Below are 18,751 nucleotides of genomic sequence, written 5' to 3'. Positions count from 1 at the left end.
ATGGAATTGGGCAGCAACCTGCTGCCCAATTACCATCACGGATAACTAAACGACTTCACCAACGTCAACTCCCCCACCGCCCGCATCGGCACAACGAACGTTTCCATCTTCTCGCTCGGCGTCCCTTCTTCGGTAATCACCGTCACCTGCGCGGTGGTCAGCGGCTGCACCGCCTCTTCCCCACCTTCATCATCCCCACGATAGCCACCTCCGAAGTAGTTCACATACACCAGATATTGCCCCTTGATCGGCGCCGGCATGGCGAAGATTTCCGGGCCGTAACCGGTGGTCACGTCGACGTCCAGCGCCGCGCCGTTGGGGGCGACGCGGTCGCCGTACCAGATGTGTGCGCCGTCAGGTGTGATCAGGTGCAGGTCGAGGTCGGTGCCGTCGCTGTCCCAGGACAGCAGCACGCGCAGTTTGGCCGGGGTGGCGCTGCCGTTGGCGTTGAGGAACTGGGTGCGGTGGCGTTGCTGGCCGTCGGGACTGCGGACTTCGACGCTGTTGCTGCCTTTGGGGAAGGAGAACGGGCGGTCGAAGCGGCCGCTGTCGTCGATTTTCAGCGGCATGCTGACGCCGTTGACGATCAGCCGACCGGGCTCTTTGCTTTTCGGTGTGGCCTTGATTTCACCGCTGATACGGGCGGTGTTGGCCTGGCCGACCGGGGTGTTCACCGAGGAGGCCGGGTAGTTGACGGTCTGGCGGAAGCTTTCACCTTCGCCCTCGGGCGCACCAGTGCGCCAGCCGCCGACCGGGGTGTCGAGTTTGACGCTGTCGGCGGCCATCGCCGTCGGCAACGCATTGAGGGCGCAGAGCAACAGCAAGACCTGTGGATAACGGAGTGTCATGGTCTATTCCAGCAAAAGGTGACGGGCGAGCCCTTCGATATAGTTTTCATCCTGGCCGTTGGGGTGTGCTTCAAAGGCCAGGTGCAGGTATTCGTGAGTCAGGTCGAGGCGGTCCTGCAACGACAGCACGCCGCGCACGTAGATGCGCTGACGTTCGCGGTCGACGAAGGGCCGGCCGAAGGCGAGTTTGCAGACGGCGAAGGTGCTGACTTCGTTGTAGCCGGTTTCGCTTTCCAGCTTCGGACGCCAGCCACGCCGCTGCTTCTGCAGCCAGTCCTGCGCGGCGGGCAGCGCTTCGCAGGACACCATCGGGTTGTCCCAACGGCTGAGGCTGGCACGGGGATAGGCGTGGAGCAGAATCGCGTCGTAGCGCTGGCCGGCGTTGGCTTGTTCGACGGCTTGCTGCCAGGCCAGTTTGTCGGGGCCGGGTTGATCGGAGTGATAGGTGACGGTGCTCCCGGCCAACACCAGATCCGACGTCCACGCCGCGATGCTGCGCGATTCGGCGGAAGCAGGACGCGGGGCGACACGCTGGCGGGTGCTGCTGTCGTCGATGCTCAGACATTCGCCATTGCGCGTGGCGTTTTGCAGTAGATACGTGCGTATCGCCACGGCCAATGCCTTAGCCGCTTCGGCAGGTTCCGGTTTGGCTTCACGCTCAAGAACTCGAGCGACGTACTCTTCACGATCCAGCCGCGCCACAAGCTTGTCGTTGAGCAGAAACAGTTCGCCGTCGCTGTGGATATCCAGCGCATTGCCGTTGGCGAATTCGACACGGTAATCGCCCTGCAACGGGCCCGAATCCGCCACCCGATCACCGGCCAGAACCCGGGCAAGCGGATAACGCGAAAACAGACCGACCTCGACACATCGCCCCGCGTCCGCCGGCCAGGAAGCAGGCAGCACTGTCGCCAACGCCGCACCGTAATGCCGCAGCACCATCTGACTGGTGCCACGGCCACCGGCCCAGATCGGCGAGCCGTCCGCCGTCCAGCCAGCGAAACCGCCCTGACGTGATTGCGGATCCTGATCGCCGAGCCAGCTCCAGGTTTTCCCCCGCAAGCGTCCGCCGAGTTCACCGACGACATTGCCGTCCGCCGCGTTCAGCACCACGTCGAGCAGCACACGACGCAGCTGATCCTGAGCCGGCAACCAGGATAAAACCTTCAGCAAGTCAGCCACGGACACCCGGGTAGCCGGTTGCATCGATGGCAGGTCCAGCAACCACGAAGGCGCCTGTCGCGCCTGCCAATAGGATTTCCAGTCGCCAGCGGTTATGCCCAACCGCGCCGGCTCGAAATACAGCCCGCAGGATTTCACCAGCGCCTGATCACGCTCGATCTTGCCGCCCGCCGTGCAGCAATAGACTTCTTCCTTCGACTGCCCGCGGCATTCATACGCCGGCTCTTGCGCGCCGGTATCCACCAGCCACGCGTAAACGAACACTTTCCACAGACTGCCCAGCGGCGTATCCAGCGACGAAGGCAACGGCTCGCGGGCGGTCAGTTGCGTGGCGCTCAACGACAGCAACTCGCCCTTGTAGGCCACGCGCAGTGGTTCATCCTGCGCCGTCGCCAGCGCAGGAATCACACACAGCATCAGCCACAGCAGCGGCCGGTTCATGTCAGTTGACCGTGACCTGACCGAGGGCGGCTTTCGCTTCCTGGGCCTGATGCTGCGGTGCGTAGACCTGAGTGAAACGCACCGGTGGCAGGTTGAACTGGCCCTTCTGCGAGAAGCGCACCAGATGCCGCAGACGCAATTCACCGCTCAGCGCATCCACCGGCACCGCGTAGGCCAGTTGACCCGGTTCGAACCGTGCTTTCTCCAGCGCGGTCGGCTCGGTGCCGTCCTTGCCCTGCAACTTGATGCCCCAGGTGGTGCGCTCGACATCCGCGCCCGGCGGCAGCGGCACTTCGAGCATGCCGTAGCGCAGCGGTTTCGGTGCCTTGCTGGTGAGGATCACTTCGTCCAGGTACAGGCTGTCGCTGGACAGCGGTTTAGTGCCGACCGGCTCCAGTTTGAAGGTGAAGGCTTCGTCACCCGGCACCAGACGCGACAGGCGACGGGTGATGGACACGGCCATCGGATCAACCGCCGGTTGCTGGGTCTGGAAGCTCAGCGCCGCACGCAACGGGCGCTCCTGAGTGCCCGACACCGACAACACGCTCGGTACCGGCGCAGCACCCTGCCACGTCCAATACATCTCGCCGGTCGCGCCGTAGTTTTTCTTCCAGCCTTCGCCCGGTGCCAGCGCGATGGTCGGCGACGCCTGAGCAATACTGCGTTGCAGCCAGGTCAGCGCCAGCGCACGCTCGAGGGTCGATTGCTGCGGCAAAAGGCGTTGCAGCAGTGCTGTCGCACGAGTCTGATCGAACGGTTGCAGCGACAGGTTCAGCGCCTCGACAAACGGTTGAGAGCTGACAGCCAAACGCTGTTGTGCAGCACCGATCTGACGATTGAACGCATCCGGCAAAGCGACTTTCGACTGGGTCGCCAGCGATGCGGTCAAGACCCGCGCCGCCGCCAGACCGAGCGCCGAATCCGGATCGCTCATCACCAGGCTGTCTTCACCGTCGTCCATCAGGTTGGCGGCATTGCCCTCACCGGCCTTGGCCAGATCGTCCATCAAGCCGCTGAGCAGCGTGTTGACCGGCAGATGCATCTGCTTGGCGAACGACAGAATCAGCGCCCGTTGCAGCAATGGCGTATTCGGCGCCTGCTTGGCGTAGACCTCCAGCACCCGCTGCCAGTGCTCCGGCGGCAGGGTCAGTTCCAGCACCTGACTGGCGTTCCAGTCGGCGTAGTAGGCGTAAGCGGTGAGGAACGCATCCGGCTCGCCGTCGAAGCCCCACCAGGTGAAGCTCGCCGACGGCCCGGCCATTTGCACCAGACGCAGACGGCTGTTCTGCATGATCAGGCGCAGGCGGTCGCGGATCTGCGGGCTCGACGCCAGCGACGGATAAGCGATGCTCAGCGGCAGCAAGCGACTGGCGGTCTGCTCGACGCCGCCGTACGGATAGCTGAGCAGATCGTCGAGGGCCGAACGGAACAGCGCTTGCGGGCTGTCATCCAGACGCAGGCGAATGTCGGTGGCGTCCGCCGGCAGGCTCAACGGCGTGTCGCCGCTGGCCACGTCGAGGCTTTGAGTCTGCGTCACTTGCCAGCCTTCGCCGGTCGCGGTCAGGCGCACCGCGAGGGCGTCGGCGGTTTTGCCGTCCTGCACCAGTTCGGCTGTCCATTCGCCGGTTGCCAAGGCGAAGGCCGGCAGCGGCAGGTAGTTGATGCCGTTGTTGAGGGTCACCGGCAGGCGCTGTTCGGCGCCGGCGTAGTGCGTCACCAGTTCAGCCTTCACCGGTTTCTCGGCCTGGCTGAAGGCGAACACGCCGAGTTGCGGCTGATCGCCCTTGCGGAATTTGCTCGGCCCGCTCCACTTCAGGTACAGCGGTTTTTCCGAGCGGACGAACTGCTTCTTCTGCCCGACCTGACCGTCATCGGCAATCGCTCGCGCGGTGATGCGCCAGCGGGTCAGCGAGTCCGGCATCTTGAAGGTGAAACGGGTCTTGCCGTCGGCATCGGTCAACAACTCCGGCTGCCACGCAGCGGTGTCGACGTCTTCGCGACGCGGCCGCTCCAGCACTTTCACCCCGCGCTCGCTGCGATTGGCCTTGCCCGGCGCGCCAGGGCTGCCCGGCAATGCCACGTCGTAGCTGATGAACGACAGGCTGGCGCTGGTGCGCACGTTGTTGCGGCGCGGGTGGTAGAAGAACTGGTCGATGGTCGGCGCGACTTCCGGTTGCAGCGCGTAGACCATTTCATCCACGACACTGACCGTCAGGTGCGCCGGCACAGCCTTGCCGGCGAACTGCGTGGTCAGGTCGACTGTCACGGTATCGCCCGGCTGATAGGTCTCTTTGTCAGTCTTGATCGCCACGTCGATCTGCGGCGCGACGACCTTGATCCCGGCGTTCTGGAAGCTGTACTGACCGCCCTTGGTGTACAGCACCGAGAACGTCAGGTTCGGCGCAAAGTTGTCCTTCACCGGGATGCGAGCGCGGTATTGGGTGTCGCTGAGTTTTTCCAGTTTCAGCCAGTCGCCGCCCTTGGCCAGCAGCGCTGTGGCTTCAACCTTGTCGCGCTCCAGCGACAGCAGTGCATCGCTGACCGGCTCCGGGAAGGTGATCAGCGCCAATGCTTCGTCGCCGGCCTTGTACTCCGGTTTGTCGAGGACGATTTCCACGGTGCCCGGCACGGCCTTGACGCCGTCGCCGGTGACCGAATGACCGGTGCCACCGAGCACCCGGCCGAACTGATCCGTCAGCGACAGGTTGTAGGTCCCCGGACGATCGAACGTCACGCTGAAACCTTTGTCTTTCGCCGCCAGTTTGCCTTCGCCGGTGGTCTGGTCTTCCAGACGCACCCAGCTGTAGCTGCTCGGCACAACGGCCTGAGCCTGCACGCTGCCGCCCTCGTTGGCGTAGCTGAATACAACCTTGTCACCGACCGCGCTGAAACGCTGCGGCGCAGTCAGACGGAAACTGGCGGCGCCCCGGTCGATGAGGATTTCCTTGGTGGTCTTGACCCGATACGCCGCGCCATCGCTGGCGAACACGGTGAGCATGTAGCGGCTCGGTTTGTCGGCGGCCGGCAGGTCGAGGGTCGCGTTGCCTTTGCTGTCGGTGGTCAGTTCGGTGCTGGTCAGTTCCACCGGGAATTGCCCGAGGTATTGCAGCTCGTTGTCGACCATCGACAGTTGCTGGGCCCGCAGGCTCAGGGTCAGCTTGGCGTTGGCCACCGGTTTGCCATCCGGGTACAGCAGCACCAGGCTGCCCTTCACCGCTTCGCCGGTGCGGTAATCCTGTTTGGCCAGATTCAGCGAGATTTCGAAGTGCGGCTTGATGTACTCCGCCACCCGGAACGCGCTGCTGTAGGCCTGATCCTTGTAGTTGAAACGCAGCTCGTAACCACCGGCCACCGCGTTGTCCGGCAACTGGAAGCGGCCCTGGGTGCCGGACTTGGAATCGAGCTTCAGGTCGAGACGCTGCAACTCGGTGCCGGTGGCATCGAGCACGCTGACGTTGACATCCGCCGCGCCCGGCAACACCGAATCCCGGGCGTTCTTGAATTCGCGTCCGACGATTTTCAGCGACACCCAATCGCCCGGGCGATACAGCGGCCGGTCGGTGAAGGCATAGAGTTTGGTGTCGTAGATTTCGCTGTCGTAATAGAAATTTTCCGAGACGAACACGCCGCCCTCTTCGTCCTCGCCGATGACGAACGAACGCTCCGGGCTGACGTGCTTCAGGCGCAACAGACCGTCGGTGTCGGTGGCGCCGCTGCTCATTACGCCGAGGCCGTCGGTCCACAGCACATTGACCTTCGGCACCGAGCTACCTTCGTGTTTGCGCGCGGCCCACACCAGCAATTCATCACCGGCTATCTTGCTCACCGCGACGGTGTTGGAAACGAAGACCATGGTGGTCGCGCGGTACTTGCCGATCAGCGCTTCAACCAGGTACAGGCCCGGTTTCAGGTTGCCCAGCGGGATGTACACGTTACCCGGCGCGACGCTGACGAACTCGCTGGAAGACCCGGCCAGATTGACCCCGGCCGGTGGCTGGATCGGCTTGGCCTGCCACAGTGGATAACGAAACTGGCTGACCACCGGCAGGCCCGGAATCAGGGCGAATTGCGGCTGCGCGTCGTAAGGCGTCGGCGCGGCGATGGCATTGCCCATCTTCAGTTCCGGCACTTCCTCGGTGACTTGCTGACGCGACTCGTAGGAGAACGCACGCTGCATCACCCGACGGGATTTGCGATACCAGTTGTCCCACAGGTACGCGAGGGTGTTCGACAGGCCTTCGCCCTTGAACTGGCCGTCGCTGACCACCCGGTGCAGGTTCTTCTGGCGCTTGAGGAAGTCCAGCGGCTTGTCGATCTTGTACACGCGGATGTCGGCGCCGCCGTACGGTTCCATGCGGAAACGGCGGTAGTCACGGCCCGGTGCTTCGAGACGTACCACCGCCTGCTCGTCGCTGGCGAAACTGCTGTCGGCCAGCAGGAAGAAGCTTTCACCGGACACCGGCGTGTAGCCGCTTGGCTCGACGGAGTCTTCGGCATTCACCGCCGAAAACGGCAGGGCTAACAGCAACAGAAAAGGCAGTAAACGCAGCATGCGGGCACCGGTCATTGGGAGAGAAAGTTCAGTCGATAGACGCCGATGAAGTTGGGGTTGGCTGCGTCGGGTATCCATCGGGTGTCCTTCCATGTCATGAGTTGCTGCAGGCTTGCCGAACGCATGCCGTTGTCGGTTGGGGTAGTCGTGCCGGTGTGATAGGCGATGTAGCGGCCCATCCAGATCATCAGGTGCTGGTCGTCGCCCTGATCGAAAAACATCAGATCGCCGGGCCGTGCCTGGGACACATCGCGGCCGATCAGATGGCTGTTGAACTGAATCAGTTTGATCGCGTTGACGTAAGGCCCGATCTTGCCGCCGCCCTGCTGCCATTGCTGGGCGAACTTGCGTTGCTCGTCGCTCAACGCCAGCTCCGGCGGCAGGTAGCGATTGGACACGCCATTGCTGCGCAGCCATTTGTCATCATGGACTTTCAGCGCTTCGTTGGCGGCAAACCGCACCAGTCCGGCGCAGTCCTGCTGATACCAGCGCGGACTCGGGCCTTTGCTCAACTGCTCCTGAGCAATGCGCACGAACCAGGCACGAAAGACCTGGGACTGCGCAGGATCAAGGGCCGGCGCTTCGACCGCTCGGGCGCCCGCGCTCAGTAGCAGCGCAAGCAAGCCGAGGCTGCGGATCAGTGCCGTCACAGCGCTTTCCACTCCAGCGGCAGCCATTGCCAGTGGCCGTCGGGCTCACTGCCTTCCGGCAAGGTCAGGGCGTATTTGCCCATGCCGCCGAGGGTGCGCAGTTTCGGGATCAGGTAGGTTTGCGCGGCGTTGTAGAACACCGGTTCCATGTCCTGGGGCAGGCTGTCGAGGGTTTCCTGCTGCATCAGTTGCGCCATCGAGTCCGGGCCGAAGTAGATCGGCATCAGCACGTCCTTCGGCAACACATCGGCCATCGGCGGGAAGCGTTTGTCGAGGGTGCCGAGGGCCTTGTCGACCAGTTTGTCGTCGAGGGAAAACAGCAGTGTCGAGCCGTGGCGCGCGAGGCTGACTTTCATGAAGGCACGGCCGGTGATCGCGTCCGGGTTCTCGGCATCCTTGGCCGCGTACGGGCCGAAGTTGGAGCTGACCTGACGCTGCCAGAGGTGGCTCTGGCCTTCCTGTTTCTCGACCACCGGGAACGCATGGTCGTCGACCTTGCTTTCGTAGGCGCCGACCATCGAATCGAACAGCGTGCCGATATCAGCGTCGAGCTTGCCGCTGTCCTCGTCCTTCAGACTGGCCACCAGCAACGGCGTGTACAGCCGCGAATCGGCGTACCAGCACAGGCCCGCCGCGCCGGCCACATGCTCGGTGAGTTTCTGTGCCACCGCTTCCTCGGCGCCGAGTTTCACCAGCAACGGTTTCTGCGGTTCGGCGGCCACCGGCAAAGTCACGCAGGCGCTGGCGCCCAGCGGCATGGCTTGCCAGACCGGTTTGAAATCGAAGTCCGGCTGGTTGTCCAGTTCATCCATGGCCAGGAAGCTGTGCCAGCCTTTGTCGTCCATGTCGAAGCGCAGGCCGGCGAAGTTCGGGATGAAGCGCTGGTAACCCATGGCCAGGACGCTGGAGTTGACCGACAGACGCTGTTTGGTTTCAGGCGTCCTGGCCGGTAACCCGAACGCTTCGGGGAACAGTTTTTCACCGTTGAGCAGCGCAGCCAGCGCTTGCGGCGAAACATGGCCGGACTCTTCGGAAGCACCACTTTCCGGGTCGTAGAACTTGGCCGGATTCGACAGCACTACCAGCTTGTCGCCACGGGAAGCGAACAACAGGGATTTGCTGGCGTTGTAGGTCAGTTGATACAGCGACACTTCATCGCTGCCGACTTTCAGGGTGCTGAAGACGCTCAGTTGCGAATCATCCAGCGCCACTTTCGCCAGCGGTTCCAGCAGCTTGGCCAGCCCGCCGCGATCCATCACCAGCAGAAAATCCTTCAGGCGACCATCGGCGCCGCGCCACAGCGCCACGTCTGCCGGTTGATCGAAGAGTTGCTCGATCAGGCTGTCCTGCAGCTTCAGGTCATGTTCGTAGATGATCCGCCGCAGACTGCCGATCAACCCGAGGCGGTCGGCGTGGGTTTCGTAATAGAAGACGAAATCCTCGGTGAGCGTGGCCTTGAGGAACGGCACCGTCAGCAGATCCTTGGGCAACTGGCTCAGGGAGCGGGTTTCCAGCAGCGCGTCCGGACGACTCAAGCCGAGCTTGTCGCTGGCCAGTGCCGCCGCCGGTAGCTTGGGCTTGTGCATCAGCCAGCCGAGCCCGCCCGCCACGCCGGCCACCAGGCACAGCCCGGCCACCAGCAACGGCCAGCGCCGGGAAGGTTTGGCGGTGGGTGCGGCGGTCGCCGGAGTCTCAGTGTTTTCGCTCATCTTCTCGCTCATGTTCCCAAAGCTCGGCAGTTCATCCGTGGTGCGGGATGCTTAATAGTTGAAAGTCTTGACCAGCAGCAGATCACCGATGGCCCGCAGGGGCACGATGAACGTTTCGCGTTTTTCGTCGACGGTGTTTTCGTTGAGCACCAGCGTGATCTGCGAGGTGATGACCTCGTTCTGGTTGCTGGCCTCCTCGAAGTTATAGCCGCCGTCGCCGAAGTTGCCCCAATAGTTGACGTAAACCAGATAGGTGCCATGCAGCGGTGCGGTCATGGTGAACATTTCCGGGCCGGGGCCGTCGACGCCGTCCGGGTCCAGACCGCCGCCGTTGGTCAACGCCGTGTGGGCGAAAAACGCGTGCTGGCCGTCCGGGGTAATGATGTGCAGGTCGAGTTCGGCCTTGGGATCGTCCCAGCCGAGCACCACGCGAATCCGCGCCGGTGTGCGCAGGTTGTTCGCTTCGTAGAACTGCACGCGCTTGAGCGACTGGCCTTCGGCACTGCGTACTTCGACGCTGTTGGAGCCGGCGCCGAATGCATAGGGCCGGGCGAAACGCCCATCGTCGTCGGTGTACAGGTTCAGCGGATTGCCATTGACCGCCAGGGTGTGCGGCCCGCGCTGATTGCCGATGGCCTTGAGCTGGCCCTGGATCATCGTACGATTGCGCTGGATGCCGCGATCGATCGGCGGCGTGGGATAGGCGACTTGCGGGTTTTCGCTGCGGTCGAGCAAGCCGTTGTAGCGCCAGCCGCCCACCGGTTCCGACATCTCGGCAGTCGGCGCGGCCCACAGCGCCGGCGCGCAGGCCAGGCCGATCAGCAGCAAAAGAAGTGAACGCATGTAATGCCTCCTGCCATGCCTGAACGAAACCTTGCACCCGATCCTCGGTACTTCACAGCGGTGAAAACTGCGTTTCGTCTGAAAGACCCGTGACTGTCGGGTCGTAGAAGGCGCGAAGGTTAGCGATTCGGCAGTTTTTTAACAATCGGATACATCTTGAAATGCGGTGGGAATCACGCCCTCGGGTGGACGATGAGCCGAATAGGCGTCATATTCGGCTCACCAAATGAGCCGAATAGCGTTTCTATTCGGCTCACGCACTCAGGAACGGCATTTCATGGCAACTCACTGGATCTGGCAGCAGCCCGACTGGCCCGACTTCAACTGGCAGGCAGAGCGTCTCACTGCGCTGTTGCGCGAATGCGTTCAGGCGCAGGGACAATTGATGGGCATGGCAGGATCAGTGGGCAATTCACTGAGCGCTCAGACTGAGCTGGACGCGTTGCTGCAAAACATCGTGACCTCCTCGGCCATCGAGGGGGAACAATTGAATGTTGAATCCGTGCGTTCTTCACTGGCACGACGCCTGGGGCTGGAATCACCGGATGGCGACAACGTCAGCAAGCGCAGCGAGGGGCTCGCGCAACTGATGCTCGATGCCACTCAACGCTTTGCCGAACCGCTGACACTGGAACGATTGCTGGAATGGCATTCATGGCTGTTTCCAGAACCGGAGAGTGGCTTCTTATCGCGTGCAATCAATGTCGGCGCATTACGCGGCGATGAGCCGATGCAGGTGGTTTCAGGGCGAATCGACCGTCCGACCGTGCACTTCGAGGCGCCACCGCGACAAGGCCTTGAGCGACAACTCGACAGTTTTCTCAAGTGGTTCGACGCCAGCCGGCATCAGGCAGGCCTCGATCCTTTGCTGCGAGCCGGCATCGCACACTTCTGGTTCGTCACCTTGCATCCATTCGACGACGGCAATGGGCGCCTGACTCGCACCCTTACCGATCTGGCACTGGCACAGGACGAAGCGCAAGCGATTCGTTTTTATGCGATGTCCGCCAGCATCCTCGATGATCGTGCGGGCTATTACCGGATTCTCGAATCGAGCCAGAAAGCCACGCTGGACATTACCGACTGGCTCACATGGTTCCTGCAAACCTTGCTGCGCAGCCTGCAGCAGGCCATCGCGCGGATTGAAAGTGTGTTGGGAAAATCACGCTTCTGGCAGGCGCACCGGGAATCCGGGCTTTCGGTGGAGCAGATTAAAGTGCTCAATCGCTTGCTCGACGGTGGTGAGCGCGGTTTCGAGCACGGTATCAGTGCGGCGCAATACCAGAGTGTGGCCAAGGTCTCCAAAGCCACCGCGACCCGACATCTGGCGGAACTGCTGGAGAAGGGTTGTCTGCAACGTCTTCCGGGCGGGGGGCGGAGCACTCGGTATCAGATTCAATATCCGGGTGACTCGACCGACTGACACCCTTGTCCGTCGGCCCGCTCATTTGCCCATAAACCCCCTATCTGCTAGTGTCGCGCCGGTTTAACGTCAACCGGAATTAGCCGCCATGGCCCGCAAAAAAGCTGCACTGGATTTCGAACAGTCCCTCGCTGACCTGCAAACGCTGGTCGAGCGTCTGGAGAACGGTGAATTGTCCCTGGAAGACTCGCTGACCGCTTTCGAGCAGGGCATCGGTCTGACCCGTGACTGCCAGGCAGCGCTGGCCCAGGCCGAGCAGAAGGTCCAGGTGTTGCTGGAGCGCGATGGCGAGCTGGCCGAGGAACCCTTCGACGCGGACCAGCCAGAATGATCGCGGCGTATTCGGCGACCAGCCAGGCGCGGGTCAATGCGGCACTGGAAACCTTGTTCAACGCACCGCTGCCGGAACTGGCGCGGCTGTACGAAGCGATGCGCTACAGCGTGATGAACGGCGGCAAACGCGTGCGCCCGCTGCTGGCTTACGCCGCGTGCGAAGCCCTCGGCGGCAAGGCCGAGCAGGCCAACGGTGCGGCGAGTGCAGTGGAGTTGATCCACGCCTACTCGCTGGTACACGACGATTTGCCGGCGATGGACGACGACGATCTGCGTCGCGGCCAGCCGACCACCCACAAGAAATTCGATGAAGCCTGCGCGATCCTCGCCGGCGACGGTTTGCAAAGCCTGGCATTCAGCGCCCTGCTCGACCCGCGCCTGAGTGACCTGAGCGCGGATATCCGCCTGCAACAGGTCACGGCGCTGGCGCACGCGGCAGGCCCGGCCGGCATGGTCGGCGGCCAGGCCATTGATCTCGGTTCGGTCGGTTTGAAGCTCGATCAGAAAGCCCTCGAACAGATGCACCGGCACAAGACCGGCGCGCTGATCGAAGTCAGCGTCAAACTCGGCGCCCTGGCCAGCGGCCGCGCCGAGAAGGATGAACTCAAGGCCCTGCAAAGTTATGCACAGGCCATCGGCCTGGCGTTCCAGGTGCAGGACGATATCCTCGACGTCGAAAGCGATACCGAAACCCTCGGCAAACGCCAAGGCGCGGACATTGCCCGCGACAAGCCGACTTACCCGGCCCTGCTCGGCCTCGAAGCTGCCAAGGCTTACGCCCTGGAACTGCGCGATCAGGCCCTGCACGCGCTGCGACCGTTTGACGCGGCGGCCGAGCCGTTGCGTGATCTGGCCCGGTATATCGTCGACCGCCGCAACTAAAGGCTGATCAGCCAAAAAAGACCAACGCGTGGGCAGGGGACGATGCATCAGGTAAACTGCCGCATCTTTTATACCTATAACGATTCGCCTGATGCCCACGACGTTCCATGAGATTCCCCGCAAGCGCCCGACCACGCCCCTGCTCGACCGCGCGAACACGCCGGACGGCCTGCGCCGGTTAGGCGAAGCCGAGCTGGAAACCCTGGCTGATGAGTTGCGCCTGGAATTGCTCTACACGGTCGGCCAGACCGGTGGGCATTTCGGTGCCGGCCTGGGCGTCATCGAGCTGACCATCGCGTTGCATTACGTCTTCGACACCCCGGATGACCGGCTGGTGTGGGACGTTGGTCATCAGGCTTATCCGCACAAGATCCTCACCGGTCGCCGCGAGCGCATGGAAACCCTGCGCCAGAAGGACGGCATCGCCGCCTTCCCGCGTCGCTCCGAGAGCGAGTACGACACCTTTGGCGTCGGCCACTCCAGCACCTCGATCAGTGCCGCGCTGGGCATGGCCATCGCCGCCCGCCTGCAGAACAGCGATCGCAAGGCGATTGCGGTGATCGGCGACGGCGCGCTGACCGCCGGCATGGCCTTCGAGGCGCTGAACCATGCGCCGGAAGTGAACGCCAACATGCTGGTGATCCTCAACGACAACGACATGTCGATCTCGCGCAACGTCGGCGGTCTGTCGAACTATCTGGCGAAGATTCTTTCCAGCCGCACCTACGCGAGCATGCGCGAAGGCAGCAAGAAAGTGCTGTCGCGCCTGCCCGGCGCCTGGGAAATCGCCCGTCGTACCGAAGAATACGCAAAAGGCATGCTGGTTCCCGGCACCCTGTTCGAAGAGCTGGGCTGGAACTACATCGGCCCGATCGACGGCCACGACCTGCCGACCCTGATCGCCACCCTGCGCAACATGCGCGATCTGAAGGGCCCGCAGTTCCTGCACATCGTCACCAAGAAAGGCAAAGGCTTCGCCCCGGCGGAAGTCGATCCGATCGGTTACCACGCCATCACCAAACTCGAGCCGCTGGACGCCCCGGCCGCTGCGCCGAAGAAGGCTGGCGGGCCGAAGTACTCCGGCGTATTCGGTGAATGGCTGTGCGACATGGCCGCTGCCGACCCGCGCCTGGTGGGCATCACCCCGGCGATGAAGGAAGGCTCGGACCTGGTGGCGTTCAGCGAACGTTTCCCGCTGCGTTACTTCGACGTGGCGATTGCCGAGCAGCACGCCGTGACCCTCGCGGCCGGCATGGCCTGCGAAGGCGCGAAACCGGTGGTGGCGATCTACTCGACATTCCTGCAACGCGGTTACGACCAACTGGTGCATGACGTCGCGGTGCAGAACCTCGACGTGCTGTTCGCCATCGACCGCGCCGGTCTGGTGGGCGAAGACGGCCCGACCCACGCCGGCAGCTTCGACCTGTCGTTCCTGCGCTGCATCCCGGGCATGGTCATCATGACCCCGAGCGATGAAAACGAACTGCGCAAGATGCTCACTACCGGTCACCTGTACAACGGCCCGGCGGCGGTGCGTTACCCGCGCGGCACCGGCCCGAACGCGACCATCGAGAAAGACCTCGAACCGATTGAGATCGGCAAGGGTGTGGTTCGTCGTCAGGGCAGCAAGGTTGCCCTGCTGGTGTTCGGCGTGCAGCTGGCCGAAGCGCTGAACGTCGCTGAAACCCTGGACGCCACCGTGGTCGACATGCGTTTCGTCAAACCGATGGACGAAGCGCTGGTGCGCGAAATTGCCAACAGCCATGAGCTGCTGGTGACCATCGAAGAGAACGCGATCATGGGCGGCGCCGGTGGCGCGGTCAGCGAATTCCTCGCCCGCGAGAACATTCTCAAGTCGGTGCTGCACCTTGGCTTGCCGGACATTTACGTCGAGCACGCCAAACCGGCGCAGATGCTGGCCGAGTGCGGGTTGGACGAGGCCGGGATCGAAGCGGCGGTGCGAGAGCGTCTGGAGCTGCTTAACCGCTAATCGCCAGACCTGTGAATAACCCTGTGGGAGCGAGCTTGCTCGCGAAGACGGACAGTCAGTCGACTCATTCTTGACTGACACACCGCATTCGCGAGCAAGCTCGCTCCCACAGTGGTTTGTGCAGCTTTCAAAATTCAATTCGCTTTATGTACCAACGGACTCCGATGAACCTCTCGCGTCTCGCCCTGCCCCTCCTGCTGCTGCCCACCACCAACGCCCTCGCCGACACCTTCGAACGCGATCAGGCCCTGAAGCTGCCGGACGTGCTGATCAGCGCCAACCGTCAGGTGGAAGCGCGCAACGACAGCAGCGCCGCCAACACCGTATTCACCCGCGAAGACATCGAGCGCCTGCAACCGAGCAGCGTCACCGATCTGCTGCAACGGGTGCCCGGCGTGCAAGTGGCACAAACCGGCGGGCGCGGCAGTCTGCCGGGGATCTACATTCGCGGCACGCAATCGGCACAGAGCCTGGTGCTGGTCGACGGCCAGCGCATCGGCAACTCGACGTCCGGCGACAGCAACCTGCAACACCTCAACATCGAGCAGATCGAACGCGTCGAAGTGCTGCGCGGTTCGCGTTCGGTGATCTACGGCAGCGATGCGATTGGCGGGGTGATTCAGATCTTCACCCGGCGCGGCGCTGAGCAAGGCTTGCAGCCGCGAATGCATGTCGGTTTCGGCAGCAACCAGACCTGGGAGCGCAGTGTCGGCCTATCCGGTGGCGATGAGAAAACCCGCTTCAACCTCGGTGCCAGCCTCGATGAAACCGCGGGGATCGACCGCACCCGCGAGTCCTATCCCAGCGACAGCGATCACGATGCGTACCGCAACAAATCCATCAGCCTGAGCCTCAGCCATGCGCTGACCGATGACATCGAAGTCGGCGCCAACCTGCTGGATAACCGTGGCAAAAGCGAGTTCGACAACCCGTTCGGGCGCTTTGACCCGGTCACCTTCGACTCCGTCCAGCAACAGCCCTACAGCGATTTCGCTGTCAGCAGTTTCAGCAGCTACATCGATGCGCGGATCAACGAGCGCTGGAAGTCGCGCCTGGAGCTTGGCCACAGCGAAAACCGCGACAAGTCCCTCGACAAGCTCAGTGACGAACGCTCGGTGTTCAACACCTACCGCGACTCGGTGACCTGGCAGAACGACCTGACCCTCGATGCACGCAACAGCCTGATCCTCGGCGGCGACTGGTACGAAGACCGGGTCAACAGCAGTACCGCGTTCGACGAAGACAGCCGCTGGAACCGCGCCGCGTTCGTCCAGCATCGCTTCCAGGCCGACAGTTTCTCCACTGAGCTGGGCCTGCGCCGTGACGACAACCAGCAGTTCGGTGGCCAGAACAGCTGGAGCGGCACGCTGACGTTGCCGGTCAACCCGGACAACGATCTGTTGCTCAGCTACAGCGAAGGCTTCCGCGCGCCAACCTTCAATGACCTGTATTACCCGGACTTCAGCAACCCGAACCTGAAACCGGAAACTTCGAAAAGCTACGAGCTGCAATGGCGCAGCCAGTTGAGCGACAGCAGCCGCCTCGAAGCGTCGCTGTATCGGACCGATCTGCAAGACGCGATCATCTTCGGCAGCAACTCACGCCCGGAAAACGTCGCCTCGGCGCGGATCAACGGCTTCGAAGCAGCCCTGAAACAAGAACTGCTGGGTTGGCAGAGCAACCTCGGCGTGGCAATCATCGATCCCCGCGACCGTGACACCGGCCACACCCTGGCGCGCCGTGCCCGTCGTACCTTGAGCTGGGATCTGGATCGGCAGTTCGATCGCCTCGGCCTCGGCGCCAGTTGGCAGGCCGTCAGCAGCAGTTATGACGACCTGAACAATCAGCAGCCATTGGGTGGTTATGCGTTGCTCGGACTGCGCAGCAGCTGGGCGCTGAACCGTGAGATCAAGCTGGATTTCAAGGTGGATAACTTGCTGGACAAGGGTTACAGCCGGGCGCTGTACAGCCATGACGGCAGTCAGTATGGCTATCGTGAGGAAGGCCGGGCATTCATGTTCGGCGTGACCTGGACGCCGCAGCTCTAGCGGTCAGCGGTCTGGCGCAATCAGTTGGCAGAGCTTGGCCGTCGCCTCGATCATCTGCCCGCTTGGACGCTCCAGACCTTTATCGGTGACCAACAGCAGTTGCCTGTGCTTCACCGCCGCCACCTGCGGCCAGGCACTCCACGCATCCAGTTGTGGCTGATCGCCGGCCAGAATCACCTCGGGATCACGCTGTAAAACGGCTTCGATGCTCACCTGCGGCGCCGGCAGCGTCAGGTCGGCGAACACATTGCGTGCGCCGCACACTTCAAGCGCATCGCTGATGATCTGCCCGCCGCCGACGGTGTACAGCGGCTTGTCCCAGACTTGATAGAACACCCGTAGCGGCGTTTCCCGTCGATAGCGCTGACGCAGCTCATCGAGTTTCAGTCGCAGCTCGGCCGCCCGCTCAACCCCGCGTTCAGGACGACCGAGCTGCGCAGCGATGGCTTCGATCTGCGTGGTCAACTGCTCGAAACTGTGGGGTTCGGCAACGAAGGTCGGGATGTTCAGGCGCTTGAGCTGATCGCGCTGGGCCGGGCCGACGCTGCCGGGCCACAACAGCAACAAGTCAGGTTTGAGACTGAGCAGCCGCTCCATGTCGAGCTGGCCATAACGGCCCACCGAAGGCACATCCTTGATCGCGGACGGCCGGTCACCGGCATCCAGCACGCCCACCAGCAGATCGGCCGAATTCAGCTCCACAACGATTTCAGACAGGGATGGCGCGAGACTGACCACCCGCAGGGCGGCCAGGGCTTCGCTGCTGACGGCCAGCAGCAGAACCGCCAGCCAGAGACGACGCATCAACCGAGCTGACGCGGGATACGGTAGAGGTAGAACAGCACCGCCGTGGACAGCGCCAGCAGCATCAGCGGCACGGCCTCCAGGCCGACGAACACCGCCAGTGCGCCAATCCACGCCGGTAATCCCGCCGCGAGAAACGCCGTGCGCCGACGAGCCGCGAGGGCAATCCACGCAGCGGGTTCATCCGGGGTATCGAGGGCTTTTTGTGTGGCGATCAGCGCATGTTTGTAGCGGCCGAAGAACTTCAGGCTGACAAACATCGAGGCCACGCCGGCAATGAACAACGGCATCGCCAGCACCGGCATGATCGCTTCGCTCTCGCCGAACACCGCGTTGAGCACGAACAGCGGCACCAGTGCCAGCGCCAGGTATTTCCACCAGGCGACCGACAGGCGGCGGCGCACCTGACCGCGGGTCACGCCCGGTCTACCTCGCCCTGATGTTCATTGCCCATCATGTGGTCGAGCTTGCTGGCCTTGGTCGCCAGGTAGAGTTTGTTGTGCGGGTTGTGGCCGGTGTGCAGCGGTACGCGCTCGGCGACGACGATGTTCATGTCGGTCAGGGCTTTGACCTTGCGCGGGTTGTTGGTCATCAGGCGCAGGGATTTCACACCCAGATGCTCAAGCATCGGCAGGCACATGGCGTAGTCACGCTGGTCGGCGGCAAAGCCCAGACGCTCGTTGGCTTCAACGGTGTCGGCGCCGCCGTCCTGCAATTCGTAGGCGCGGATCTTGTTCAGCAGGCCAATGCCACGACCTTCCTGACGCAGGTACAGCAACACGCCACGGCCTTCACGGGCGATCGCCTTGAGGGCAGCTTCCAGTTGCGAGCCGCAGTCGCAACGCTGGCTGAACAAGGCATCGCCGGTCAGACATTCGGAGTGCAACCGGCCGAGTACCGGGGCACCGTCGGCAATCTCACCCAGGCTCAGCACGACGTGCTCGCGGCCGGTGGCTTCATCGAGAAAACCGTGCATGGTGAATTGCGCAAAAGGCGTTGGCAGCTTGGAAGCGGCGACAAAAACGACAGGCACCGGTGTGCTCCTG

Annotated in this window: 14 protein-coding genes; 5 read left to right on the top strand and 9 right to left on the bottom strand. The window is 62.9% G+C overall.

The features are described 5' to 3' along the window. Positions 1-35: 35 nt before the first annotated feature. The 6 genes from OQ248_RS14195 to OQ248_RS14170 are packed head-to-tail and all read right to left on the bottom strand — an operon-like array spanning position 36 to position 10,225. Positions 36-848, bottom strand: coding sequence for a DUF2135 domain-containing protein (locus tag OQ248_RS14195; RefSeq protein ID WP_265813132.1), 813 nt, complete (start codon positions 846-848; stop codon positions 36-38). A gap of 3 nt (positions 849-851) precedes the next feature. Beyond that, positions 852-2,471, bottom strand: a complete 1,620-nt coding sequence (locus OQ248_RS14190; RefSeq protein WP_265813131.1) for a DUF2300 domain-containing protein — start codon at positions 2,469-2,471, stop codon at positions 852-854. Position 2,472: 1 nt separating this feature from the next. Further along, the gene (locus OQ248_RS14185; RefSeq protein ID WP_265813130.1) at positions 2,473-7,038 is read right to left on the bottom strand and encodes an alpha-2-macroglobulin; all 4,566 of its coding nucleotides are present in this window, start codon (positions 7,036-7,038) and stop codon (positions 2,473-2,475) included. Further along, positions 7,035-7,700, bottom strand: coding sequence for a DUF1175 family protein (locus OQ248_RS14180; RefSeq protein WP_265813129.1), 666 nt, complete (start codon positions 7,698-7,700; stop codon positions 7,035-7,037). The genes OQ248_RS14185 and OQ248_RS14180 overlap by 4 nt, the downstream gene beginning before the upstream one ends. Further along, complete coding sequence (locus OQ248_RS14175) at positions 7,670-9,382, bottom strand: DUF2138 domain-containing protein (protein ID WP_265813128.1); 1,713 nt, start codon at positions 9,380-9,382, stop codon at positions 7,670-7,672. The genes OQ248_RS14180 and OQ248_RS14175 overlap by 31 nt, the downstream gene beginning before the upstream one ends. A gap of 51 nt (positions 9,383-9,433) precedes the next feature. Continuing rightward, complete coding sequence (locus OQ248_RS14170; protein ID WP_265813127.1) at positions 9,434-10,225, bottom strand: DUF2135 domain-containing protein; 792 nt, start codon at positions 10,223-10,225, stop codon at positions 9,434-9,436. Between the two features lie 277 nt (positions 10,226-10,502). Here OQ248_RS14170 and OQ248_RS14165 point away from each other — a divergent pair, with 277 nt between their 5' ends. The 5 genes from OQ248_RS14165 to OQ248_RS14145 all read left to right on the top strand — a co-directional run bounded on the left by OQ248_RS14165 (position 10,503) and on the right by OQ248_RS14145 (position 16,901). Next, positions 10,503-11,648 carry a Fic family protein gene (locus OQ248_RS14165; protein WP_265813126.1) on the top strand — a complete coding sequence of 382 codons (1,146 nt, stop codon included), beginning with the start codon at positions 10,503-10,505 and terminating at the stop codon, positions 11,646-11,648. 88 nt (positions 11,649-11,736) lie between these two features. Then, positions 11,737-11,979 carry an exodeoxyribonuclease VII small subunit gene (locus OQ248_RS14160; RefSeq protein ID WP_007894317.1) on the top strand — a complete coding sequence of 81 codons (243 nt, stop codon included), beginning with the start codon at positions 11,737-11,739 and terminating at the stop codon, positions 11,977-11,979. Then, complete coding sequence (gene ispA, locus OQ248_RS14155; RefSeq protein WP_265813124.1) at positions 11,976-12,863, top strand: (2E,6E)-farnesyl diphosphate synthase; 888 nt, start codon at positions 11,976-11,978, stop codon at positions 12,861-12,863. Before OQ248_RS14160 ends, ispA begins: the two co-directional genes overlap by 4 nt. A gap of 91 nt (positions 12,864-12,954) precedes the next feature. Further along, the gene (dxs, locus tag OQ248_RS14150; RefSeq protein ID WP_265813123.1) at positions 12,955-14,853 is read left to right on the top strand and encodes a 1-deoxy-D-xylulose-5-phosphate synthase; all 1,899 of its coding nucleotides are present in this window, start codon (positions 12,955-12,957) and stop codon (positions 14,851-14,853) included. Positions 14,854-15,017: 164 nt separating this feature from the next. Further along, complete coding sequence (locus tag OQ248_RS14145) at positions 15,018-16,901, top strand: TonB-dependent receptor (RefSeq protein ID WP_265813122.1); 1,884 nt, start codon at positions 15,018-15,020, stop codon at positions 16,899-16,901. A 3-nt stretch (positions 16,902-16,904) separates the two neighbouring features. On the opposite strand, the gene OQ248_RS14140 is transcribed toward OQ248_RS14145, so the two are convergent. The 3 genes from OQ248_RS14140 to ribA are packed head-to-tail and all read right to left on the bottom strand — an operon-like array spanning position 16,905 to position 18,738. Further along, positions 16,905-17,705, bottom strand: a complete 801-nt coding sequence (locus OQ248_RS14140) for a cobalamin-binding protein (RefSeq protein WP_265813121.1) — start codon at positions 17,703-17,705, stop codon at positions 16,905-16,907. Next, complete coding sequence (locus OQ248_RS14135; RefSeq protein ID WP_114885795.1) at positions 17,705-18,124, bottom strand: MFS transporter; 420 nt, start codon at positions 18,122-18,124, stop codon at positions 17,705-17,707. The genes OQ248_RS14140 and OQ248_RS14135 overlap by 1 nt, the downstream gene beginning before the upstream one ends. Further along, positions 18,121-18,738 (bottom strand): GTP cyclohydrolase II, encoded by a 618-nt coding sequence (ribA, locus tag OQ248_RS14130; RefSeq protein ID WP_065259552.1) that lies wholly within the window; start codon positions 18,736-18,738, stop codon positions 18,121-18,123. The genes OQ248_RS14135 and ribA overlap by 4 nt, the downstream gene beginning before the upstream one ends. Positions 18,739-18,751: the final 13 nt, after the last annotated feature.

The organism is Pseudomonas sp. COW5 (genome assembly GCF_026240005.1).
In the GTDB taxonomy this organism is placed as follows: Bacteria; Pseudomonadota; Gammaproteobacteria; order Pseudomonadales; family Pseudomonadaceae; genus Aquipseudomonas; species Aquipseudomonas kribbensis.
The sequence above is the reverse complement of the archived record's forward strand: the minus strand, read 5'-3'. Positions and strand labels throughout refer to the sequence as shown.